The following is a 22,621-nucleotide window of genomic DNA, read 5'->3' as shown; positions in this document are numbered from 1 at the left end:
AGACATAGCGTGCCAGCCTACCCCACGCAGGCGCGTGGGTACGATGAGTGCGGAGTCGAAGACCGATGGTTTCTACGCATTCGCGTGGGAACCAGTGCCAGGTGCATCCTGGGCGGCGATGAGCCTATCGATCAGATACAACCGAACCGCTACATCACCCCTGGGTCAGGCATCGGATCGGGCGGCGGCGGCTCTTTTTCCAGTTGCTCGACCACTTCATCGGGCAGCGTATCGCCGTCGTCCAGTTCGGTGTCGCTCTCCGCCTCGTCGAGATCGTTCAGCGGCGACTCGTCGGCCAGCCAGGGATTAAGCGGCGGATCGCTTGGAAAGGTGATGCTGAGCATGAAGTTCTCCTCGCAGATGTGCCTGCAGCGTTAGGCAAAGTCACGCAGGCATCGTTCGGACCGGTTATCCGTCGCACGTCCACGCCTGCTCTCCCAGGCAATCATTCAGGTAATCAAGGAAGCAGGTGATGCGCGCCGCCAATGCGGTATTGCGGTAGTACACCGCGTGAATCGGTTGCAACACGTTGGTATTGGCCTCGGGCAGCACTTCCACCAGCGCACCTTCGGCCCGATCCCGTGCCGTCATGAAGTCAGACAGACAGGCGATACCTTCGCCGGCCAACGCCAGATGCCGCACCGTCTCCCCGCTCGACGCCCATAGGCTCGGCACGATGGGCCAGGTTTCACCGAGCGGATGGCGCAGCGGCCATTGATTGAGACTCTCCGGCTGGGTGAAGCCGATCAGGCTGTGCGCCGCCAACTCCTCCACCTGCTGCGGGGCACCCCTTCGCACCAGGTAATCCGGACTGGCCACCGCACGCAGCCGGCTGCGGCCCAGCGGTCGGGCATGCAAGGTGGAGTCGCGCAGCGGGCCATGGCGTAGCGCCAAGTCGGTGCGATGCTCCAGCAGATCGATGATCTGATCACTGCTGTGCAGTTCCAGTTCGATATCCGGGTAGCGCTCCCGAAACCCGCCAATCAAGGGCACCAGCACGTGCAGCATGAACGGCGCCGAGGCGTTGACGCGTAGGCGCCCGGCCGGATGCTGCTGGCGTCGCGACATCTGCTCTTCGGCCTCTTCCACCGCGTCGAGAATTCGCCGCGCCTGAATCAGAAAGGCACTGCCCTCCTCGGTCAGCTCCAGCCGTCTTGTCGTGCGGCGCAGCAGCGTGGTGGCCAGCTTGGCTTCGAGCCGACTTAACGCGCGGCTGATGCCCGAGGCGGTCTGCCCCAATTGCACGGCGGCGCTGGTTATCGAGCCGGTATCGATGACGGCTGTGAAGGCTTGTAACTCGTCGAGCGTGGTTTTCATCTGTGACCCACAGTCAATTATGTTTGGCCTGAGGCCCGCTTTTTCCGCACGAGTCTGCAGTAGACACTGGACGGCATGCAATCCAACCGGAGTTCAATCCATGCCCATCGCCCTCCTCGCGCTGACCCTCAGCGCATTCGCCATTGGCACGACGGAGTTCGTCATCGTCGGCCTGATCCCCACCATCGCCAACGACCTCAGCGTCAGTTTGCCGTCGGCTGGTCTGCTGGTCAGCCTCTACGCGCTCGGCGTCGCGGTCGGCGCCCCGCTGCTCACAGCCCTGACCGGCAAGGTGCCGCGCAAGCTGTTGCTGCTGTCGCTGATGGTGCTGTTCACGGCCGGCAATCTATTGGCCTGGCAAGCGCCGGGCTACGAGCCGCTGATCCTGGCGCGCATCGTGACCGGGCTCGCACACGGCGTGTTCTTCTCCATCGGCTCGACCATCGCCACCAGCCTGGTCTCGAAGGAAAAGGCCGCCAGCGCCATTGCCATCATGTTCACCGGGCTTACTGTCGCCCTTGTCACCGGCGTGCCCCTGGGCACGTTCATTGGCCAGCAGTTCGGCTGGCGGGAGACCTTCCTCGCGGTATCACTGCTCGGCGTGATCGCCTTTATCGGCAGCCTGATCTTCGTGCCACGCAACATTCAGCACAGCAAGCCCGCCTCGATCGTTCAGCAACTGGCCGTACTGAAACAGCCGCGTCTGCTCTTGGTCTACGCAATGACCGCGGTCGGCTATGGCGGCACCTTTATCGCGTTCACCTTCCTCGCGCCAATCCTGCAGGAGATCAGCGGCTTCAGGGAAGGCGCGGTAAGTCTAGTGCTGCTGGTCTACGGCGTCTCGGTGGCAGTAGGCAACATCTGGGGCGGCAAGCTGGCCGACCGTCGCGGGCCGATCAGCGCCTTGAAGCTGATCTTCGCTCTGCTGGCTGCGGTGCTGTTCGCCCTCGCCTTCACGGCGAGCAATCCCTGGCTGGCACTGGCGACCGTATTGCTCTGGGGCGCCGTAGCATTCGGCAACGTGCCCGGCCTGCAGGTCTACGTGGTGCGTCAGGCCGAGCACTACACGCCAAACGCCATAGACGTCGCCTCGGGTCTGAACATCGCCGCGTTCAACCTTGGTATTGCCGGGGGCGCATGGCTCGGCGGACATATCGTCGCTTCCATGGGGCTGATACATACCGCCTGGATCGGCTCGCTGGTCGTGCTGATTGCCCTGGCCCTCACTTACTGGAGCGGCCGGTTGGATAGCCTGGGCATGAGCCCCGGCAACGACACGCAAGACTCGGCCTTCCCCGCTTCCCATTGATCAGTTCCAACCATCGCCCGTACGCAACAAGCCATCGATGCTCCTGGCGTCGAGAACATAGCCACCAACTTCGCTGCATGGCAGCTGCGCTTGAGCGATGAAGAGATGCAACACATCGCCGCGCTGGACCGCCACGAGCGCCTGGCTAACCCCGGCTTCGCGCTAGAGTGGGATTGATCGGCACGAAAACAGACGCGCCATCATGCTGGCTCTGAGGCCCGCGGGTGGCACCGCATAAGCATTTGATAGACGGACGAAAAATCACCGAGGAAGGCTTGACAGCTACAGGCGCGACGAGAATAATGCGCGCCACTTGGCTACGTAGCTCAGTTGGTTAGAGCATAGCATTCATAATGCTGGGGTCCGGGGTTCAAGTCCCTGCGTAGCCACCAAATTCAAAAAGGGTTCAGCGAAAGCTGAACCCTTTTTTTGTGCCCGCTATTTAGCCAAGCATCACCGAGAACGCACCATGAGAGACAGCTTCGACAACATCCGCGCTGAGCGCGAGACGCCCTACCGCACCGCCGCTGCTACCCCATCCAATCAATACGCCGGGCTGTGGAAACAGATCGCCATCGGAATCGTCGTCGGGCATCTGTCGCTGGGTTTGATTGGAGCGGTGGTCTGGATGCTTGCGGCGCAGTTGCTTGTTGGCGATTTGCAGATCGTTATGCCGTGGACGGGGAAGCACGGGTGAAGCTGTTGCCGCCGTCGTTAGACGCATAGCTGCAAAAAGCAAAGTCCGCCCCCTTCCTCGCTCGGGTACGAGACCTCGTCGAGCGGGCCTCTCCGCGGCTGGCGCCGGCTACGCCAGCGACGAGTGAAAGCTAAAGCTAATGGCTGTGGATTCAACCATCGACGCAACAGCGTGGTTAAAATACTCGGCGGGAATCGAGTACCCCAAAGTCTTTCGGGGACGTTCGTTCAGCTGCCGAGCGACTTGATCCAGCTCATCCTGCGAGTAGAGCGAGAGATCAGTTCCCTTCGGGAAGTACTGCCGTAGCAGGCCGTTGGTATTTTCATTCGTCCCGCGCTGCCAAGGATTCTGCGGATCACAGAAATAGACCTGGATGTCCGTCATCAGGGTGAAGCGCTTGTGCCCAGCCATCTCTTTGCCTCGATCCCAGGTCAGGGATCGGTATAGCTCTTGAGGCAGTCGCTGAGCATTTTCGATCAGCGCATTCACCACTGTCTCGGTGTTCTTTGCTTCCACCTTTACCAGCATTACGTAACGGCTACGGCGCTCAACCAGCGTGGCAATCTGACTGTTCTTGCTGCCACACAACAAATCACCTTCCCAGTGCCCTGGTACAGCACGATCTTCAGCCACGGCTGGCCGCTCGCTGATGGAAACGTGTCGTTGATACGGCCGTGGTTCTCGGTCTTCTGGGTGTGGTGACGCGAGCGGCGCATGGCACGGCTGCGGCGCAGATGCTCCAGTAACTCCTTTTTCAGCGCGCCACGGGCTTGGATGAAAAGGCTGCGGTAGATAGTCTCGTGTAACACCTGATAGGTCGCGTCCGGGTAAATACGCTTCAACCAGCCAGCGGTCTGTTCGGGCGACCACTGGATCTGAAGCTTCTCCGCAACAAGCTGCGCTAACTTCGGGAACTGGGCAAGCTTGCAACGCTTAGGGCGACGGGCCCGCTCCCATGCCGCCTTGTTCAGCTTGGTTGGCGCGGTAAGACTGACGACCGCCGTTACGGTTGATCTCGCGACTGACGGTGGATGGCGCGCGCTAGGCGCAGCGCGATTCGCCGAATCGACTGGCCCACTGCAAGTGCGCGCGAAATAAGTGCGCGCGAAATCTCCTCGCGCTCCGTCTGGGTTAGCGCCAACCTGGAACGTCGTCGCGCAACTGGGCGAATGCCTCCCGTCTCCGCGAGAATCCGCTGGATCGAGGAATGGTTTCGATCAAACAACTGCAATCTGCCGGAGCGAATCACCTGCCTTCCAGCGATCCCACATCAGCGCCTTCTGGCTTTCGGTGTAGTAGATCCGAGGTCGTTGCTTCATTTGCAACACCCTCCTGCTTACGCAAGATTTAGTGTGTTGCGTTCACCGGTTGAATCCACAGCCGAAACCTGCCTCTCGCAGCGGACAGCGTCCGGCCTTTGCAGCCGATCGCAGTCTCTACGAAACTAGAGGCGAATCAATAAGGTGATTTGGGCTTCTGCCCCAGCAAGATACCGGCTAGATACCGTCCCTTGGAGGGAGCCATGGCTCAACTCACAGCTACAGAAAAACGTGCGGTATTTCGTGAGATGCATCGGACAGGATGCTTTTTTGTTACCCAACCCGTGGGACGCTGGCAGCGCCCGTATCCTGGAGACGCTCGGTTACAAAGCGCTAGCGACTACCAGCTCTGGCTATGCGTGGTCGCAATCACGAGCTGACGGTCAGCTGTCCCGCTCCGATACGTTGGCTCATATGCGTTATATGGCCGCCATTAGCAACCTTCCTATCAATGCGGACTTCGAAAGCGGTTATGCAATGACCGCCGAGGGGATATTCGAAAGTGTCAGCATGGCTGTCGATACCGGCGTGGCAGGCCTTTCGATTGAAGACTCAACAGGCGACTCAAGACAGCCGTTGAGAGACAAATCGGAAGCTGTGGAGCGCATGCAGGCAGCCCGTGCAGCTATCGATGCAAATGGCGGCGACACCCTCTTGGTCGGACGTGCAGAAAACTACTTCGTGGATCGCCCAGACCTAGACGATACCATCGAGCGTTTACTTGCCTATTCGGACGCGGGGGCCGACTGTTTGTATGCCCCTGGCCTCAAGACGCGGAAAGAAATCCAGACGGTTGTCAGCGCAGTAGCACCTAAGCCTGTGAACGTCCTCATCGGCTGGGCCAGTGACTTGTCTGTACAAGATCTGGCCGATCTTGGCGTGAGGCGAATCAGCGTGGGCGGTGCCTTGGCTCGAGCAGCTTGGGGCGGTTTTATCACCGCCGCCCGGACGATGAGTGAACAGGGTCGATTCGATGGTTTTATCGATACGCCCTCAGGTGCGGAGCTCAACAAACTATTCGGTTCACCTCGCTGAGTCGCATTAAGCAACTCTGACACGCCGCTCAGGATGGGCGCGCCACAGCAAGTTGCTACGCTTCGGAAACGCGCCGACTCAGGCTTTCGAAACCGTTACCGGCTGCGGAAATGTAAAACCATTCAACGGCAGCTTTAGCGAAACCACTGCGGCAATCAAAAGCAGCCCGCCTGAACTACCAAAGGCGAGCCAATGGGTACCGAATTGCTCGAACCCCCACCCGCCTAGCCATGAGCTGATCATTGCTCCGACCTGATGGCCCAAATAAGCAGTTCCGTACATAACGCCAACCAGCCGCACGCCATATACGTCCGCGAGTATGGCCGACGAAGCTGCAATACTGCCCGCCCAAACCATTCCTCCAATAGCCGCCGCGATGTACAGCTCCCAATGGGTACCTACTAGGAGTAGCGCAAAGAATCCCAGGCCCCGAATGAAGTAAATCGCCCCTAGGATGTTCCTTCGAGGGAGCCGGTCGGACAATCGACCCAGTACCAGCGTTCCAGCAATGGCCACAAGACCGATGAGCCCGATGCCATAAGAGCTCGTCATGGCGTCGAATCCGTGATCCATGAGCATAGGTACGCCATGAGTCCCAAGAAGATTCATGCTGTATCCGCATGCGAACAGGCCGAGCACGATTTTCCAAAAGGGCGAAGTGCGCATAGCGGCACCGAACGTGAACTCCCCAGGCGCCGCATTGTTAGCTGAGGGCGCAGAACTAGGCGTCGCTTGTAGCAGATCCGAGTTTTGCGGCACCTCGTCCTTAATGATGAATAAGGCTGCCGGCACGGTTACCACAGCGAATGTAATAGCGAAGCCAACAAGTGTGGTTTGCCAGTCAAATAACGTAATAGACAGCGTCAGCAGCGGCGTCAGTACCGCCATACCAGCCATTGAACCAGTAGACAGGAAGAACAGCGCCATACCACGTTGCCGAGTAAACCATCGGCTAATGACCGGCGTTAGCGCCACTGGGCTGGTGAACGCAAGACCAATCGAGAGCAGCACACCGAATGAGAGTAGAAAGGTGAAAGGCGTACGTGCAACGACTGTCCATATCGTTGAGGCAACGACTATTGCCGTTCCGAGCAACAACACGGAGCGCGTTCCTATTACCCCAACAAGGTATCCCGCGAGAGGCATCGCTAAGCCATAGAACAGCATGCCAATCCCAACGATGGTAGCCAGAAGGCTACGGCTAAAGCCCAGGTCCTCCGCCATCGGCAGGAAAAATGGCCCGATCCCGAGGCGCATTCCAACCGTCAGCAGCGTGAGGACCGTGGCGGCAGCAACGATGTTCCAGCCGTGGTACCAGTTACCTTTTCGAAGGGATGAGGACACAGATCGCACCTCTGAAATGAATTTCTTAGCTGCTCATCCAAAGCTAACAAACAATCCTACGTCCGACCTCATGCATTCTTCGTACGAATATTCAAACCATGCAGATTCGCCATAAGGCTGCTCGGCCAAAGGCGGGTGTTCAAAAAGGCTGCTACACATCACTTTACGGACCGTAGGCACAGGCAGTTCTTGTACTGAAAAAACCAGGAACTGGGTTCAACGTGTCGGACTCTCATTTTTATTCGCCCAAAGGAGCATGATTATGTCCGTATCAAGCGAAAGCCGAACCGCCACCCGAGCAATCACCATCACCGCGCGCGATGTTGCGCATCGTATGGTCTTAACGCTTTGCGTCACAGCGATGGTGCTGTTTGCAACGCAGGCCTTCGCTCACCACGGCTGGGCCTGGGCGGAAGAAGAGCAGTCGGAGTTGAAGGGCACGATTACCGAGATTTCGATGGCGCCACCTCATCCGGTCTTGCGCGTAAAGGCTCAAGACGGCCGTTTATGGCAAGTCGATCTGGGGAATCCGAACCAGACGCAACGTTCCGGTTTCACCGGCGATACCGCCAAGGTAGGAGATGGCATCACGGTACTCGGCAACCGCACCAAGGAGCCGAACGAAGCGCATATAAAAGCCGTGCGCATCACGGTCGGCGGCAAGCAATACGACATGTATCCGGAGCGTATCAAGGAATGACGACGCGGCGATGACGGTTTTTCTGCAATCAGTTGCCGGCTGGCCCGGTGCCGTCTTCCTGCAGGAATACTGGATCGCCTATCTGGTCGTCAATGCAGCGCACATCCTTGGCATAGGGCTACTCCTAGGCGCGATCCTGCCGCTCGATTTGCTCCTTTTGCGTTCAACGCACGGACGGGATCTGCCGGTCCTTGGACCCTTTCTTGTACGCGCAGCGACAACGGGCGCCACACTTGCGGTGATAACGGGGCTTTGGTTGTTCTCAGTGAAGCCGGCGGAGTACGCAGAGAACCCAGCCTTCCTCTGCAAGGCCGCACTGCTAGTGCTAGCAATCTGCAACATCGCACTCCAGCATCGCGGCGAGCGCTTTGATATCGCCCTGTGCGGCGGCCAACCAACTGTGCGAGTTCGCGCCCTGGCCGTCGCATCCGCCGTTCTTTGGCTTTCTATCCTCATAGCCGGCCGCTGGATCGGCTTTGTCTGACACGAGGATATCGGCGGGAGGTTAGCGGCGCCACCGGTTAGCGACTCAGCGCAGTCGGCATTCCAGGAGAACGGTTTTCATTTGGCCGTTCGTATGGGCCCGCTCCGGAGCAGCAGTTCGCTCGCCGCCACGCGGCTTATGTCTGTGCCGTTGCGGGTTCTCGCAGGCCTATGCTGTTGCGGACCATGGGGCCAATTAGTAGTCCCACGGATCTTCCGCTGACGGATTGTCTGCGGCTATCGAATCGGCGTCGATTATCTGCAGGCCCAAGTTCCAGTAACCCCCGCTCCTGGCCAAAAGTCGACTCCGCCAAAGCCTGCTATCGTCCGTTGCATCGCTAAGACGCTGCCCTGCCTCGCCCAACTCCGCTACCAATCAGCACATGCGATAGCTGGCAAAGACATCCGCAGCGCAAGTCGATTTCGCCACAAACGTTTAGCCGCCGATGGGACCCAGGCGAACACCGCCACAAACCTTGTTCTCGCTTCACATCACCGCAAACGCTGCCCCGATATCGCCGGATGGTACAGCGGCTGAACCGTATTACCGGCAGGGTCGAGTATATGAAAGCTATGGGCGCCGTCACTGTGAGCGAAAGGGCGATCGAGCAGCGTTACCCCTTGAGTTTGCAGGTATTCATACCAGGCGTGGAGCTCTTCCAGGCTGTCGACGATGAAGCCGTAGTGATCCATCGCCTGGACGCCGCTGCTTTTTGCAGAGGCGCGTCCCAGAGAAAGGTTGTCGTTGCCGCAGGTCAGGTAGACGAGATCCTTGCTGGCGCGGTTGAGCACTTCCATGCCCAGCACGTCGACATAAAAGCGTTCGCACTCTTCGAGATTCGGAGCAGTAAGCGCCAGGTGACGCAGGCCATTAAGGCGACCGGGACGGTTTGGCATGGCTTGATCCTTTTTTGTATACAATTAATCAACAACCATAAAACAAAATAGGATGTTTATGTACTGTCTCATTTTGAAAACTCAGCTCAAGCCCGGCTCGTTCGCTCAGTTCATGGTGGCTATGCGCGCCAATGCCGCTGCTTCGGTACAGAACGAGCCGGATTGCCTGGTATTCGATGTCGTGCAGGATCTGAATGATCCTGATCTTGTATATCTCTACGAGCTATACCGCGACGAATCGGCCTTCACCTACCACAAGACCACCGAGCACTACCTGCAGAGCCGTCCGCTGGTAGGCGAGTACATCGTCAAGCAAGAGGCTATGAAGGGCCGCATGGTCTGCGCCAATAGCAAACGCTAAGTAACTACTGCTCTCATTGCGTCCGCGATCTGACCACTGGCATGAACATCGCCCTGCAGGCCTGTTCAAAATCTTGAGTCTTCCACAACCATGAGGTGCAGCATGGCCAAAGACGACAAGACGACCCCGCACGAGAAGAGCGATCACGAGCTGGCGAATACCGCCGACGAGGTGGAGATCGGCAACACCGCCCATACGGACCGTACGCAACCGGTCGGGCATAGCCTGAAACCCACGCGTACCCGCATGAACGGCAGCGACGAAGACGATCCGGACAACCACAAGCGCAAATGACAAGAGCCCCCGCGCACGCGGGGCTCTTCTTGTTCGGCTTGGCGTTAGCGGACTGCGCTACGCGCAGCAGGTCGGGTTGCCAGCAGCAGCCCGGTGAAGATCAGCCCACCGCCCACCCAGTGGAACGTCCGCAGCCCCTCGCCCAGCACCAGCCAGCCGAGCATCGCGGTAAAGACCGGCATCAGATAGGTCGCCATGGCCGCTTTCGCCGCGCCGACCGTTTTAACGCCGTGGTTCCACGAGAGATAGGCCACCAGCGAGGCGAAGATGGCGGTGTAGGCGATGGCGGTAAGATTGGTCAGGGTTGGCGTGAAGCCACCGACCTGGCTCAGTTCGAACAGGTAGAACGGCAGAATCAGCGGCGTGCCGATCAGCATCAGCACACCCAGTAGCGTCAGCGGTGGAACCTGCAAAAAGCTGCCCCAGCGCCGTAAAAGCAGGGAATACAGCGCCCAAACCACTACCGCCCCGAGCATGATCAAATCGCCCGTCTGGAAAGACAAGCTGCTGAAAACCACCCAACTGCCGCGACTGATGAGATAGATCAGACCGCCCGCGGCGATCGCCATGCCGAACCAGGCGCGCCGTGCGGGCCATTCACCTAGCAACAGCCCGCCGCCGATAAAGGTGAACAGCGGCAGGCAGGTGTTGACCAGGGTAAGGTTGATGGCTTCGGTACTCTGCGCCGCAGAGTAAAGCAGCGAGTTATAACTGCTGATACCAAGCGCGGCGATGATCAGCAGGCGCCAGCTTGCGGCGCGCAGGGTTGCGCGGTGGGCCCAGATCGAACGCGCGACGAAAGGCAGTAACAGACAGGTCGCCAACACCCAGCGCCAGAACGACAAGGTCAGCGGCGGGATTGCCTCGTGAAAAGCACGTGCCACCAGTGCATTACCGCTCCAGCAGAGCACAGCGAGCAGCAGGCCGGCGTAGGCCCATCCTTGGCGGCTGGCCATCAGACCGGTCGGTACGGCCGAAGGCGGTATTGCGCAGGCAATTGTTCGGGACTGCTGATGGTGACGTTCAGGTTTTTCCAGATGCCGTCCTTGATGCCATAGATGCATCCGTGCACGGCCAGCGCCTGGCCTCGGTGCCAGGCATTCTGGACGATGCTGGTATGGCTGACATTGGCCACCTGCTGGACAACGTTGAGCTCGCACAGGCGGTCCACCTGCGCTTCCTCGGTCGGGAAGCTGGCGATATGGTCCCGGTGCTTGTAATACAAGTCGCGAATGGTGCGCAGCCAGCCATCGATCAGGCCGAGCTGGTCGTCGCGCATGGAGGCTCTTACGCCACCGCAGCCGTAATGCCCAGTGACCAAGATATGTTTCACCTTGAGCACGTCGACTGCGTACTGGATGACCGACAAGCAATTCAGATCGGTATGCAACACGACGTTGGCAACGTTGCGGTGAACGAACAGATCCCCTGGCAGCATGCCAACGATCTCGTTGGCCGGGACTCGTGCATCGGAGCAGCCGATCCAGAGATATTCCGGTGCCTGTTGCTTGGCCAGCTTGGCGAAGAAGGTCGGGTCTTCCTCGTTGATGGCTTTTGCCCAGCGCGCATTGTTCTCGAATAGCTGATCAAGATCGTTCATATCTGTTCTGGCCTTGCATTCCGACACGCACGTTACGAATCGGTCTGCGTTTTGACAAGTGTGCGGACCGGGACGTCACAGCTTAGACGGTAAACAGCGGGTTCGACTGCACATCGGCCCTGGGCCGGGAAGAAAACGCGCGCAGATCACGTAGAAAATTGTCGCGCCAGGCGTCGAGGTCCGCGGCGCGAATCGCCCGCATCATGTGCTCGTAGCGATCCTTGCGTTCGGTGAGGGACATACGCAGCGCTCGGTCGAGGGCCTCGGCCATGCCAATGCAATCATAAGGGTTGACGATCAATGCCGAGGTCAACTCGCGGGCGGCGCCCGCAAAGCGCGACAGCACCAATACGCCCGGGTCTTCGGGATCCTGCGAGGCGACGTATTCCTTGGCGACGAGGTTCATGCCGTCGCGCAGCGGCGTGACGAAGCCGATATCGGCACTGCGGAAGAGCCCCATCAGTACACGCCGATCATGGCTCTTGTTGAGGTAGTGCAGTGGCGTCCAATCAAGGTCTGAGAGCCAACCATTGATGTGCCCCGCCGCGCTTTCCAGCTGCTGGCGGATGTGCTGGTAGGTTTTTACATCAGAGCGGGAGGTGGGTGCGATCTGCACGAACTCAACGGCACGTCGGTGTTCCGGATAGCGTTCGAGAAAAGCCTCGTATGCCTTGAAGCGCTCCAACAGCCCCTTGGAATAATCCAGCCGATCGACGCTGATGATTTTTTTGCGTGCCACATCGGTGGTACGCCGCATAGGCTTGCGGCGGGTTTTATAGGATTCGGCCAGGTCTTGAATCTCATCCGGCACCACGCCGATTGGATAGACCCCAGCCCGGAAATTCTGTCCGTAGGCGGTCAGGCTGCCGTCGGACTCAAGAATGCCGCGCACCTCGCGGGTCATGTAGTCCTGAAAAGCCAGCCGGTCGGTTTCGGTTTGAAACCCGATGAGGTCGTAGAAGCAAAGCGTCTTGAGCAGTTCGTTATGGGGCGGGATCACCGTGAGGATTTCCGGCGGCGGAAACGGGATGTGCAAGAAGAAGCCGATACGGTTGCGGATGCCCAGCTGACGACAGGCTTCGGCAAACGGAATCAGGTGGTAATCGTGAATCCAGATGATGTCGTCGGGTTTGAGCAGCGGCTTGAGCTTCTCCGCCAGCATGGCATTGACGCGCCGATAGCCTTCGTATTCCTGACGGTTGTAGCGGGCCAGATCAATGCGGTAATGAAAGATCGGCCACAGCGTAGCGTTTGAAAAGCCGCGGTAATACTGGTCGTAATCCTGCTTGGTCAGCCCAAGGGTCACGTAGGTGATGTTGCCGACGGTCTCGGTGTCGGTTTGCGGGGCGCTGCCTACGTCGCCGCTCCAGCCAAACCAGATGCCCCCCGCCTGGCGCAGCGCATCATAAACACCAACTGCCAGCCCGCCAGCAGCGACCTTGCCCGCCTTGATCGGCGCTACTCGGTTGGAAACCACTACTAGTCGGCTCATGGGTCGTTCTCGCTTCAGTCTGGTTTTATTGGTTTTCTGGCTGCTCTGACAAGGCGCTGAGCAGGCTATCGAGCCAGGTCCCGACGGCGGCTACCGAGTCCAGACGCTGCTTGGCCTCGGTCGGGCCTGCGCCGACTTTGATGGTAAGCCCGCCCAGCTCGTTGACCACTCTGAAGCCCGCCTCGTCGGTCAGATCGTCGCCGACAAACACAGGCGTCCGACCCTTGAAGGGCGCCTCCTGCATGAAGGTGCGAATCACCTCGCCCTTGCTGGCACCGCGCGGTTTGAGTTCGAACACGCACTTGCCCGGCTGCAGTGCCAACACGTCGCCGTAGCGCTCGACGAAGCCCTCAGCCAACACTCGGGCGGTGTCCTCCAGTTCGGGGGCCAGGCGAAAATGTAGGGCGAACGCGACGGTCTTGTTTTCCAACGACAAGCCGGGATGCTGGGCGCAGGCCTGCTTGAGCTCCTGCTCGATGGCATGAAAAACGCCACCGTCGAGGACCAGGTTCTGCATCTTGCCTTCGGCAGTGCGGCGCTCGGCCCCGTGCACGCCGGCTGCCGGCAGGCGCAATGGTGAGAGCAGTGCATCGAGCTGGCTGAGTGGCCGTCCGGAGATGACCGCTACGGGAATTTCGCTCAGATGCAGGTGCTCTAGCGCCACCAACGAGCGAGGCGGGATGGAAACAAGCTCGGGACGAGGCTGTATCTCGGCCAGGGTGCCGTCGACATCGAAGAAAAAAGCGCAGCGCCGGACCTCTCGTCCGGGTCGGTCATTAGGTTCGTTCATGCTCCGTGAGACTCCAAATGGTCGGCTGTGGTTCGCGCTTTTTTTTGCACCAACACAAGCGCTTAGGCGCTAACAGCCGGATTCATGCAGCTTGGTTCATAAAGCCCGAACCGGCCAGCAGTCAGCCTGAATCTTCGCATCGACGCCGGGTCACAACCTGCAAGACCGTAGTTCAAGCAGGAGGTTGTCATGAACGATCGCAAGCCTTATACGCCTACGGAAATCGACGACACCGAAGACCGCATGGGTTCGATGGAGCAGCTCGATTTCGACCAACATCGCGACGACCGAAAGGGCCGTATCGGTGACGAGGTACCGGCCGAGGAGGTCGAGGATAAGTTCCCACCGGAACGGGTCGCCGAGGCCGGCATGACCACGGGTGAAGTGCCAGACGGCGACACCACCATGGACGATTTGGCGCCGGAAACGTTGATTCAGGAGGACGGCTCACGCTCGCCACGCGAGCGCGGCCACGGCGGTCCGGCCGATCAGGATCTGAGCGAGGTTTCCGAGCATCGTATCGGCGCTGACGTGGACCTCGACGAGGCGGAAGAGGCTCGCTATGACCCGTTGGACGGCAAGCCGTGGGATGGTCCGGCCAAAGGCGATTCGGACACCGGGCTCGGTGGCGGCGATGCCGTGCTGCACGAGAAGGACAACGTAATGGATGACAACGAGCTCGAAGGCGACGCGCCGCTGGATTCCGGGCGGGACAAGGCGCCGGGCCGTTAACCCGGGCGTCAGGCCGTATGACGGGTGAGCGCAGCGAAACCCGTCAACGCCCGCCCTGGTTACTCGCTGAATATAAAGCGCCACTACGCAGCAATCGCGACGAGGAATATCGTAGCGTTGCCACCCGCAAGTCAGTCCAGCAGGGTACAGGCCATTACCAGCGCATCTTCACGCCCATCGGCAGACGGATAATAGGCGCGCCGACGGCCAACTTCGTTGAAGCCGTAGCGCTCGTACAGTCGATAGGCCGAGGTGTTGCTGGCGCGCACTTCGAGGAAGCACTCACGACCACCCCGCTCGGCTGCCCTCTGCATCAAATGCTCGAGCAGGCGCAATCCCAGCCCGCGCCCCTGGCTCTGAGGCTTGACCGTGATGTTCAGCAGGTGAGCCTCATCGATGATCACATTGATCACACCATGGCCGACCTGCTGCTCGCCTTCGAACATGACCCAGCATTCGTAGGCAGTCAGGGCGTCGGTGAAAATACCGCAGGTCCAGGGATGACTGAAGGCGGCGTATTCGATTTTAAGGACTGTTTCGATATCCGCCGCTGTCATGGGGCGAAAGTTGACTGCATCACTCATGAAGCACTACTCATAAACCGGTAACCCAGCGCGACATGCTGCGACGCATCGCTTTCCATAATGCGACCTTGCTGTCTGGTTGCTCCATCAGCTGCTCGAGCCCGGGCATCGCCAGGGCATGCCCGATGCCTTCGATATGCAGCTCGCGGTAGCAGGCGTCCTCCTCCACTTCCCCGGCAAAACGCAGCGCCGGCAAGCCGACTAGCCATACACAGGCACACCCCGTTCCCTCCAGCTCGGCAGCCACGACACCTTGTACATAATCCCGCGCGGCTTCGGCGCCCTGCTCGAGGCTGCCGCGGTGCAAAAGCGGCCAGCGGATCGGCTCGCCATCCCCGACCTGTTGAGGCTTGTCCGGCAGCTTCGCGGCGCGAAGCATATCCTTGAGGAGCAGGTACGCGGGGTCGCGGCTCTGAAATGACTCGCCGGTGGGCAACTCCACCAAGAGCAGGCAATTGCCCGCGCGCAGCAATTGCAGGGCGAATCGCGGCGGCGGCACGGTGACCTTCTGCTCAGCCGCTGACGATTCGACATCACGGGCTTTCGTGGCGGTTTTTTTCGGCTCGGGCATAACAATGCGTGGCATGACCGCGCGAACCGCATCTGCCGCCGGGCTCGCCGCAGCCGCTGGTGAAGCAGTTATAGCCGGCGGCATCGATGGGGCCGGCTGCGCAGGTGCCTGATCGAGCTCGACGACTGATGCAGGTGCCGACTCGGGCTTGACGAACTGCAACAGCCCCGGCCGCGACGGCGCGGCAAACGGCAGCTCGGCTCGCGGCAGCCACGTGGCTATCTGCATGGCGTCGAGGAAGGCCCGCCGCCGGCTTTCGGTAATCAAACCCCGGCCACCTGTGGATGAGCTTTGGCGCCAACCTGCATGAGATTCAACGCATTCAGATAGGCCTTGGCTGACGCTACGACGATGTCGGTGTCAGCACCGTTGCCGTTGACGATACGCCCGCCCTTCTCCAACCGCACCGTGACCTCGCCCTGCGAATCGGTGCCCTTGGTGATGGCGTTGACCGAATAGAGCTGCAGCGTGGCGCCAGAATTGGCCACGGATTCGATGGCCTTGAAAGTCGCATCGACCGGACCCGAGCCCTGCCCCGAGGCAGATTGCTCGTTCCCGTCAACGCTCAGGACGAGCTTAGCGTCCGGCACTTCGCCGGTCTTGCTAGCCACCTCCAGCGTGACCAACTTGAAATGCTCCTGAACGTCTTCAGCAAGGGTATCGGAGACCAGCGCCTGCAGATCTTCATCGAAAATCTCGTGCTTCTTATCGGCCAGCTCCTTGAAGCGGGCAAAGGCGGCGTTCAGCTCACCCTCGCCAAGCAGGACGATGCCCAGCTCCTCAAGCCGCGAGCGGAAAGCCGCGCGACCTGAGTGCTTGCCCATGACCATCTTATTGGCATTCCAGCCCACTGATTGCGCGGACATGATTTCGTAAGTTTCGCGGTGCTTGAGCACACCGTCCTGGTGGATGCCAGATTCATGAGCAAAGGCGTTGGCGCCGACGATGGCCTTGTTCGGCTGCACCGGAAAGCCGGTGATACCTGAAACCAGACGCGAAGCGCTGAGGATGTGTTCGGTTTCGATGCGGGTGTGAACGTCCAGCAGGTCCTGACGGGTCTTAATCGCCATGACGATTTCTTCCAGCGCGGCATTGCCGGCACGCTCGCCCAGGCCGTTGATGGTGCACTCGACCTGTCGCGCACCTGCGACAACGGCGGCCAGCGAGTTGGCCACGGCCAGGCCCAGGTCATTGTGGCAGTGCACCGAGAACACCGCCTTGTCGGCGTTAGGAATGCGCTCGATCAATTGGCGGATCATGTCAGCGTATTGATGCGGAATGGCGTAGCCGACCGTGTCCGGGATGTTGATCGTGCGGGCACCTGCATCGATGGCCGCTTCGATGATGCGGCAGAGGAAATCGATTTCGGAGCGGCCGGCATCCTCGCAGGAAAACTCAACGTCGGCGCAAAGGTTGCGGGCTTTGGTGACCGCGCGCACCGCCTGTTCGACCACCTGTTCCGGCTGCATCCGCAGCTTGTATTGCATGTGGATCGGGCTGGTGGCAATGAAGGTGTGGATGCGCCCGGAATTGGCGCCGGCCAGCGCCTCGGCCGCGCGCTCGATATCGGCGTCGACGGCACGGGCCAGGCTGCACACGGTGCTGTCCTTGATGTTGTCCGCTACCGCTTTGACGGCGGCGAAATCGCCCGGACTGGCAATGGCGAAGCCCGCTTCGATCACGTCCACCTTCAGCCGTTCGAGAGCCTTGGCAATGCGCAGCTTTTCTTCACCGGTCATGGAGGCCCCGGGGCTCTGTTCGCCGTCTCGCAGGGTGGTGTCGAAGATGATGACGCGGTCGTTGCTGCTCATGTCGAACTCCTCTTGGCCAGCCGTGCGGACTCAGGTGGCGCCTCAAGTGTGAATTGTGGCCGGAAACCAGCAAAGCGGGAAGGCCGAGCACCTCATCGCGTCACTCCAACGATCGGTTTGGGCTGATTTGCAGAGGGGGCAGGCAGTACAATTGCCGATTATTTTGCAGCTGACAGAACCGATTCAGATGATCGAACCCAAGCGCGTACTGCGTGCCCTCGCCGAACACTGGACGTTGCTCGAGCCGCTGTGCGAGCGCTTCGATGCCGGCACCTTGAGCCTGGTCGAACTTCGTCATCAGCTCGCCGCACAATTACCGGACGGCACGCCTACCGACATCACCGCCCTGCTCGATCAGTGGATCCGCCTGGATATTCTGGTGCCGGTGGCGAAAAGCCCGAATCGCTTCGAGCTGAACGCACAGATCCATGACTTTCTAGCCTACCTGCGCCGCGAACATCGGCTCGGCCTGTGCCTGGAAATCGAAGCCTACCTGCGGCATCTGGAACGACTCGCCGGGCATATTCAGGACGCCTTCGAGATCCGCGACGGCCAGGACCTTGCACGCCAACTACGCCTGCTCGACATGCGTGTGCGCGACGTGCTGAAAAAGCTCGCCAATGACGAACAGGCACTGATCGGCGTGGCCGATCGCGCCAAGACCAGCGATCGACAGATTCCGCTACGGCAGCGTTATGCGGAAGTGCTGGCGACCTGGGACGAATACGTCGAGCCGATGATTCAGCTGGTCGCGGCGGATGGCGCGTTCGAACAAGGCGTTTACCGCGTCGAGCAGGTCCTGATGAAGCTGCTCGGCGAGCAGCAGCGACTCGGCCAACTGGTCGATGACGACCTTTTACTGCGCACCCATGCGCGCATCCTTGAAATGCAGAGCACCGCCCAGCTCACCCTGCGGCACGCGCGCGAGCTGTTGCTACCGCTGCGAGAGGAAGCACGACGTCATAACGCGGTAACGCGCGGCGCCGCGCTGGCCTTGTCGGCCATCCGCAAGAAGGGACTCGACGCCGTGCCTCAGGCCTCGCTGCCACTGTTCACCCGACCGCAGAGCACCTTTCTCGGCTCGGCCAGCCAGGTTGAAGCCTACGTCTACGCACTGGCTCGCTTCGAGCCCAAGCCGGCGCAGTTCCCACGTGCTGGCAAGCGCAAGACCGATGCGACGCGTTCACCGCTGACGGCGCGTGAAATGCTCACTCGTTGTGAAGAGGCGCTGCCGCTGCCTGATTTGATGCAATGGCTGCTGGAGCAGGAGCCGGAGGGTGCGACTGATGAGTTGCTCTACTGGTTCTCGCGCCTGTCCCGCGACTCCCGTTTCCAGCGTGACCGCCTTGAGCGACGCGAATACCTGACGCGAGAGCACCAGGTCAGCCTCAGCTCTTTCGCCCTGTTGGTTAATACCAATGGTTGAGCTTCGCTTTGGATGGGCAGCGCCCTGCCCGTCCCGACTCGAATTCCTTTTTGTGGAAAGCGCTTCGCGGTTTTCACACGATGATTGCCGTGAGCATTGCGTATGAACATTGATCTGAAAGAAATGACCCAGCTGGCGCCGATCTTTCGCGAGCTGTTCAAGGGCTATCACCTGTCCCGCAGCGAGCCGGAATGTTACGCCCAGCTATCAAACATGCAGGACCAGTACCGAGCGCTGTTCAGGGCGCTCGGTTTCGAACTGGTGTGCGATCCGCGCGGGTTTTATTACTTCGTACCCGAGCAGATGGGCGCGCAGGTCAACAAGACCGCCCAGAGACTGGCGCTGTTCACCTTCATCTTGGTCGAGCATCTGGCTGATCAGGGCCGCGATCCGCTCGCGGTACTCGACGGCGGGACCCTGGGCCGGGACGAACTGCCGTCATTGCTGGAGAAGTACCGGGACCTGTTTCTGCAGGCCGAGGTGACGACCCAAGACGAACTGGAAGAACGGGTCATCCGCCGCCTGACCCAGCTGGGCTTCGCCGAAGACAGCAACGGCATCTACCGATTCCTGCCTCCCATGCATCGGTTTCTAGACGTCTGCTTGTCGGTCCAGCAGGACCGCGATCTCGCGGCGAACCTGCACAGCAGTGACCTACCGCTGCCGGCCCCTCAGCTAATCGCCGAGGAGGAAGAGGACGATATCATCCTCCTCCACCGTGACCCGGACGAAACCGAAGACGTTGCCCTGGCGCGTGCCATCGCCGAAGACAAGGAGCATGAAGCATGAGCCAGGAACGCTACGGCATCCGCCGCTTTGCCCTGCTGAACACTGCCGGCTACAGCCTCGGCATCTTCCCGCTGGAAACACCGCTGTCGGTCTATGGTGCCAACAACCTCGGAAAATCGGCATCGATCAACGCGTTGCAGTTTCCCATTCTGGCGCGCATGTCGGATATGAGCTTCGGCAAGTACAGCCTGGAACAGTCGCGCAAGTTCTATTTTGCCAGCGACACCAGCTACATCCTTGTCGAAGTAGCCCTGCCCCATGGCCCGCACGTGATTGGCGTCGCTGGTCGGGGGCCGGGTGGCGGCTTTGGCCATCAATTTTTCGTTTACCAGGGCTCATTGGACCTGGACCACTATCAGCAGAACGGCACTTGCCTGCGTCAGCGCGAGTTATTCGCCAATCTGGAACGCGCCGGCATCAAGGCGTACGAAGCCAAGCCGGACGAGCTTCGCCGGCTGCTGGTAGGCGGCCATACCGCGATACCGCTGGACATGACGCTGATCCCGCTGCGCTCGACCAGCGAACAGAGCCTGAAGACCTTCCGCGCACTGTTCATCAACCTGCTGCACATGCGCGAAATCACCGCGGCCAAACTTAAGCAACTATTCCTCGATGCGTTCGAGCACAGCCTGCGCTCGGGCAGCGTCGACTACATCGCCGCCACCGAAGAAGCCTTTCGCGACGTACGCCGCATGGAGCAGGACTATCAAGCTTTGGTTGCGGCCGGCCCGTTGGTCGAAGCCCTTGCCGCCGGAGTGGCTCAGCGTGAACTGTTACGCGGTAAGCTGCATCGCCTGTCGCCCCTGCTCGACTCGCTGCTCGGCGCCTGGCAGGACTATGCCGGCGCGCGCAAGGAAGAGTTGGTTATCCAGGCCGAACACTATCGCCGCGAGCAGGACGGCCTGCAGAATGAACAACGTGGCGGCACCGCCGAACTGATGCGCCTGGAGCGTGAGATCAGCGAGATTCAACGCTGGCTGGGCGAGCTATCGGCCCTGAAGAATCGCTTTGCGCTGGTCGACGATGCCCAGGTGCTCGAGCAACAATTGCTCGCAGCCAAGGACGCCCACGATGAACTGGCCGGCGCGCTATCGCAATCGCGTCAGTTCTCAAGTGAAGACCTCGACGAGCGCCTGCGGGATCTGGAGAAACGTCTCAAGTCGGTCCGGCAGCAATTAGACCATGCGGACAACAACAGCTATTCGCGGCTGCGCGAAGAGTTCTCCCAAGCCGACGTTGATCGCCTGATGCGGCTGTTTAACGGCCAGCTGTTCAGCCTGCCGCTGGGTGAGAAAGGTATTGCGGTGGACGATGGCGATACTTGGGTCAAATCGCTCGAAGCGGTGCTCGACGGTTTCAAGGGCGAGCGGTTTGAGGCGCCCGGCCTCTCCATCGACCTTTCACACATCGAACCACCCGCTCTTCAGGCGCTGGCCGATCGCGCCGCGCTGCGTGACCAGAAAGATCGGTTGGAGCGTGAGCTGAAACAACTCAAGGCCCAGCATTCGGTGGCGGTCGACCGCGCCGCGAGCAAGGCGCAGGCCGAACAACTCTACCAGCAGGTGCTGGACGCGCAGAAAGCGTTGGAGGACTTCCGCCGTTGCCAGACGCTCTCAGCCGAAGAAGACAGTAAGCTCGAGCAGCTGGCCCAGGCCGAGGCGGCGCAGGACGAACTCAAGCGGACCAGCGATGCCTTCACCGAACGGGTGCAACACCTGTCGGCGAAACTGCAGCTAGTGGGCCGTCAGCTGGCGGATCTCGAAGCCAAGGAGCGCACGCTAGAGGACGCACTGCGCCGCCGCCAGCTGCTCCCAGCGGATCTGCCCTTCGGCACGCCCTTCATGGACCCGGTGGACGACTCGCTGGACAACCTCCAGCCGCTCCTGAACGACTACCAAGACAGTTGGCAGGCATTGCAGCGGGTCGATGGCCAGATCGAAGCGCTCTACGCGCAGGTGCGTCTCAAGGGCGTCGCCAAGTTCGACAGCGAAGAGGATCCTGAGCGTCGACTCCAGCTGTTGGTTAATGCCTATGCGCATCGCCAAGACGAAGCCCTGACCCTCGCCAAGGCGCGTCGCGCAGCGGTTACCGATATCGCCCGGACCTTGCGCAACATCCGCAGCGACTACGACAGTCTTGAGCATCAGCTTGCACTGTTCAACCGCGAGATCAACAAGCGTCAGGTATCCAACCTCGAAAGCTTTCGCATCGTGCTGGCGCCGAACAAGGAAGCGCTCAAGCATATCGACCAAATCATCCACAGCGCCGGGCAATACGAGCAAGGCGAGACGCTCTCCGTATTCGATCTTCAGCAAAGCAGCGAGCAGGACAGCAAGAACGAGGAGGCCAAGGAGTACCTGGCGCGCCTGGTGGCTGCCAACAATAACCAGTTGGGCCTGAAAGACCTGTTCGAACTCGCCTTCGAGATCACCAAGGTGGGCGGCCAGCCGGTGATTCACACCGACATCGACGGGGCAGCATCAAACGGTACGACAATGACCATCAAGGCGTTGACCAATATGTATCTGTTACTGCACCTGATGGATCGCGAGCAGGCCGGTCGCATTCGTCTGCCCTACTACCTGGACGAAGCCGCTGATATTGACGAGCGCAACCAACAGGCACTGATCGAAACCAGCTTGCAGCTTGGCTTCGTGCCGATTTTAGCCTCGGTAAAGCCGCAGGTTTCGGCACACGTGGCCATCGACCTAGAAGGTGGTAGCAGCCCAAGCGGGATCTATATCGACGAGGCGGACTGGAAGTTGATCAAGCGCCGCGAGCAGACGGAGCATGTCAGTTCGACCGCCACGGAAAATAAAACAGCGGCGGTCGCCGAGCCCGTTGGCTGACGAATTCAGCGGGCGCGTACTCAGCCTCATGCGGGCTGAGTGCCGCGGCTATCCCTCCTACAGCGCGATTGTCCCTGCCTTCAAGTCGCTCCCGGTCATGTTGAGCGCCCCCATCAAATAGCCCTCACGAAAAGAACCGTCGATCGGTGCAGCTGGCACCATTCAGGCAGCACATCAACGAGATTTTCCACCACGCAAAGACAAACCCCCGGTCCTCTTAC

General features: G+C 60.0%; 21 protein-coding genes, 1 tRNA gene and 2 pseudogenes. 12 read left to right on the top strand and 12 right to left on the bottom strand.

Annotation, left to right across the window (positions count from 1 at the left end; all coding sequences use genetic code 11):
* Window positions 1–149 precede the first annotated feature (149 nt).
* Together H3028_RS19560 and H3028_RS19555 are read right to left on the bottom strand one after the other, a co-directional pair.
* Window positions 150–344: a hypothetical protein gene (locus H3028_RS19560; protein WP_168425632.1), complete on the bottom strand. Its 195-nt coding sequence runs from the start codon at window positions 342–344 to the stop codon at window positions 150–152.
* A 64-nt stretch (window positions 345–408) separates the two neighbouring features.
* A complete protein-coding gene (locus H3028_RS19555; protein ID WP_181298891.1) occupies window positions 409–1,317 on the bottom strand; it encodes a LysR substrate-binding domain-containing protein in 909 nt (302 codons plus the stop codon).
* A 100-nt stretch (window positions 1,318–1,417) separates the two neighbouring features.
* Here H3028_RS19555 and H3028_RS19550 point away from each other — a divergent pair, with 100 nt between their 5' ends.
* The 3 genes from H3028_RS19550 to H3028_RS19540 all read left to right on the top strand — a co-directional run bounded on the left by H3028_RS19550 (window position 1,418) and on the right by H3028_RS19540 (window position 3,323).
* Entirely contained in the window at window positions 1,418–2,626 is a 1,209-nt protein-coding gene (locus H3028_RS19550) for an MFS transporter (RefSeq protein ID WP_181298890.1), read from the top strand.
* A 315-nt stretch (window positions 2,627–2,941) separates the two neighbouring features.
* Window positions 2,942–3,018: transfer RNA gene (locus H3028_RS19545), tRNA-Met, on the top strand.
* Window positions 3,019–3,095: 77 nt separating this feature from the next.
* Entirely contained in the window at window positions 3,096–3,323 is a 228-nt protein-coding gene (locus H3028_RS19540) for a hypothetical protein (protein ID WP_181298889.1), read from the top strand.
* 108 nt (window positions 3,324–3,431) lie between these two features.
* Here the strand turns inward: H3028_RS19540 and H3028_RS19535 are convergent.
* Window positions 3,432–4,642: pseudogene (locus H3028_RS19535) on the bottom strand (IS30 family transposase).
* A gap of 203 nt (window positions 4,643–4,845) precedes the next feature.
* Between H3028_RS19535 and H3028_RS19530 the strand changes: the two are divergent.
* Window positions 4,846–5,677, top strand: a pseudogene (locus H3028_RS19530) (oxaloacetate decarboxylase).
* Window positions 5,678–5,755: 78 nt separating this feature from the next.
* Here the strand turns inward: H3028_RS19530 and H3028_RS19525 are convergent.
* Window positions 5,756–7,021 (bottom strand): MFS transporter, encoded by a 1,266-nt coding sequence (locus H3028_RS19525; protein ID WP_219920288.1) that lies wholly within the window; start codon window positions 7,019–7,021, stop codon window positions 5,756–5,758.
* 262 nt (window positions 7,022–7,283) lie between these two features.
* Between H3028_RS19525 and H3028_RS19520 the strand changes: the two genes are divergently transcribed.
* Both H3028_RS19520 and H3028_RS19515 read left to right on the top strand, forming a co-directional pair.
* The gene (locus H3028_RS19520; protein ID WP_258237854.1) at window positions 7,284–7,721 is read left to right on the top strand and encodes a DUF6152 family protein; all 438 of its coding nucleotides are present in this window, start codon (window positions 7,284–7,286) and stop codon (window positions 7,719–7,721) included.
* A 10-nt stretch (window positions 7,722–7,731) separates the two neighbouring features.
* Window positions 7,732–8,205 carry a DUF2214 domain-containing protein gene (locus H3028_RS19515; protein ID WP_181298887.1) on the top strand — a complete coding sequence of 158 codons (474 nt, stop codon included), beginning with the start codon at window positions 7,732–7,734 and terminating at the stop codon, window positions 8,203–8,205.
* A 491-nt stretch (window positions 8,206–8,696) separates the two neighbouring features.
* On the opposite strand, the gene H3028_RS19510 is transcribed toward H3028_RS19515, so the two are convergent.
* Complete coding sequence (locus tag H3028_RS19510; protein WP_181298886.1) at window positions 8,697–9,101, bottom strand: VOC family protein; 405 nt, start codon at window positions 9,099–9,101, stop codon at window positions 8,697–8,699.
* Window positions 9,102–9,159: 58 nt separating this feature from the next.
* Between H3028_RS19510 and H3028_RS19505 the strand changes: the two genes are divergently transcribed.
* On the top strand, window positions 9,160–9,462 hold the full coding sequence (locus H3028_RS19505) for a putative quinol monooxygenase (RefSeq protein ID WP_181298885.1): 303 nt from the start codon (window positions 9,160–9,162) through the stop codon (window positions 9,460–9,462).
* Window positions 9,463–9,564: 102 nt separating this feature from the next.
* Window positions 9,565–9,756: a hypothetical protein gene (locus H3028_RS19500; protein ID WP_168425643.1), complete on the top strand. Its 192-nt coding sequence runs from the start codon at window positions 9,565–9,567 to the stop codon at window positions 9,754–9,756.
* 44 nt (window positions 9,757–9,800) lie between these two features.
* On the opposite strand, the gene H3028_RS19495 is transcribed toward H3028_RS19500, so the two are convergent.
* From H3028_RS19495 to otsB, 4 genes are all read right to left on the bottom strand, one after another.
* Window positions 9,801–10,712, bottom strand: a complete 912-nt coding sequence (locus tag H3028_RS19495) for a DMT family transporter (protein ID WP_181298884.1) — start codon at window positions 10,710–10,712, stop codon at window positions 9,801–9,803.
* The gene (can, locus tag H3028_RS19490) at window positions 10,712–11,356 is read right to left on the bottom strand and encodes a carbonate dehydratase (RefSeq protein WP_181298883.1); all 645 of its coding nucleotides are present in this window, start codon (window positions 11,354–11,356) and stop codon (window positions 10,712–10,714) included. Before can ends, H3028_RS19495 begins: the two co-directional genes overlap by 1 nt.
* Before the next feature lie 82 nt (window positions 11,357–11,438).
* Window positions 11,439–12,848 carry an alpha,alpha-trehalose-phosphate synthase (UDP-forming) gene (otsA, locus tag H3028_RS19485; RefSeq protein WP_181298882.1) on the bottom strand — a complete coding sequence of 470 codons (1,410 nt, stop codon included), beginning with the start codon at window positions 12,846–12,848 and terminating at the stop codon, window positions 11,439–11,441.
* Between the two features lie 25 nt (window positions 12,849–12,873).
* Window positions 12,874–13,638, bottom strand: a complete 765-nt coding sequence (gene otsB / locus H3028_RS19480; RefSeq protein WP_181298881.1) for a trehalose-phosphatase — start codon at window positions 13,636–13,638, stop codon at window positions 12,874–12,876.
* Between the two features lie 189 nt (window positions 13,639–13,827).
* Between otsB and H3028_RS19475 the strand changes: the two genes are divergently transcribed.
* Window positions 13,828–14,370 (top strand): hypothetical protein, encoded by a 543-nt coding sequence (locus H3028_RS19475; protein WP_181298880.1) that lies wholly within the window; start codon window positions 13,828–13,830, stop codon window positions 14,368–14,370.
* Window positions 14,371–14,501: 131 nt separating this feature from the next.
* Here the strand turns inward: H3028_RS19475 and rimI are convergent, their stop codons facing one another.
* The 3 genes from rimI to H3028_RS19460 are packed head-to-tail and all read right to left on the bottom strand — an operon-like array spanning window position 14,502 to window position 17,336.
* The gene (rimI, locus tag H3028_RS19470; RefSeq protein ID WP_181298879.1) at window positions 14,502–14,954 is read right to left on the bottom strand and encodes a ribosomal protein S18-alanine N-acetyltransferase; all 453 of its coding nucleotides are present in this window, start codon (window positions 14,952–14,954) and stop codon (window positions 14,502–14,504) included.
* Between the two features lie 10 nt (window positions 14,955–14,964).
* Window positions 14,965–15,792 carry an energy transducer TonB gene (locus H3028_RS19465; protein ID WP_181298878.1) on the bottom strand — a complete coding sequence of 276 codons (828 nt, stop codon included), beginning with the start codon at window positions 15,790–15,792 and terminating at the stop codon, window positions 14,965–14,967.
* On the bottom strand, window positions 15,789–17,336 hold the full coding sequence (locus tag H3028_RS19460) for a 2-isopropylmalate synthase (RefSeq protein ID WP_181298877.1): 1,548 nt from the start codon (window positions 17,334–17,336) through the stop codon (window positions 15,789–15,791). The genes H3028_RS19465 and H3028_RS19460 overlap by 4 nt, the downstream gene beginning before the upstream one ends.
* A 187-nt stretch (window positions 17,337–17,523) precedes the next feature.
* Between H3028_RS19460 and mksB the strand changes: the two genes are divergently transcribed.
* The 3 genes from mksB to mksF all read left to right on the top strand — a co-directional run bounded on the left by mksB (window position 17,524) and on the right by mksF (window position 22,400).
* Entirely contained in the window at window positions 17,524–18,762 is a 1,239-nt protein-coding gene (gene mksB / locus H3028_RS19455; RefSeq protein WP_181298876.1) for an Mks condensin complex protein MksB, read from the top strand.
* A gap of 102 nt (window positions 18,763–18,864) precedes the next feature.
* Window positions 18,865–19,551 (top strand): Mks condensin complex protein MksE, encoded by a 687-nt coding sequence (mksE, locus tag H3028_RS19450; RefSeq protein ID WP_181298875.1) that lies wholly within the window; start codon window positions 18,865–18,867, stop codon window positions 19,549–19,551.
* Window positions 19,548–22,400: an Mks condensin complex protein MksF gene (gene mksF / locus H3028_RS19445; RefSeq protein WP_181298874.1), complete on the top strand. Its 2,853-nt coding sequence runs from the start codon at window positions 19,548–19,550 to the stop codon at window positions 22,398–22,400. The genes mksE and mksF overlap by 4 nt, the downstream gene beginning before the upstream one ends.
* Window positions 22,401–22,621 lie beyond the last annotated feature (221 nt).

This window comes from Pseudomonas sp. Q2-TVG4-2 (genome assembly GCF_013620795.1).
Taxonomy (GTDB): domain Bacteria; phylum Pseudomonadota; class Gammaproteobacteria; order Pseudomonadales; family Pseudomonadaceae; genus Stutzerimonas.
Note: the sequence above shows the minus strand (reverse complement) of the source record. Positions and strands in the feature narration are given on the sequence as shown.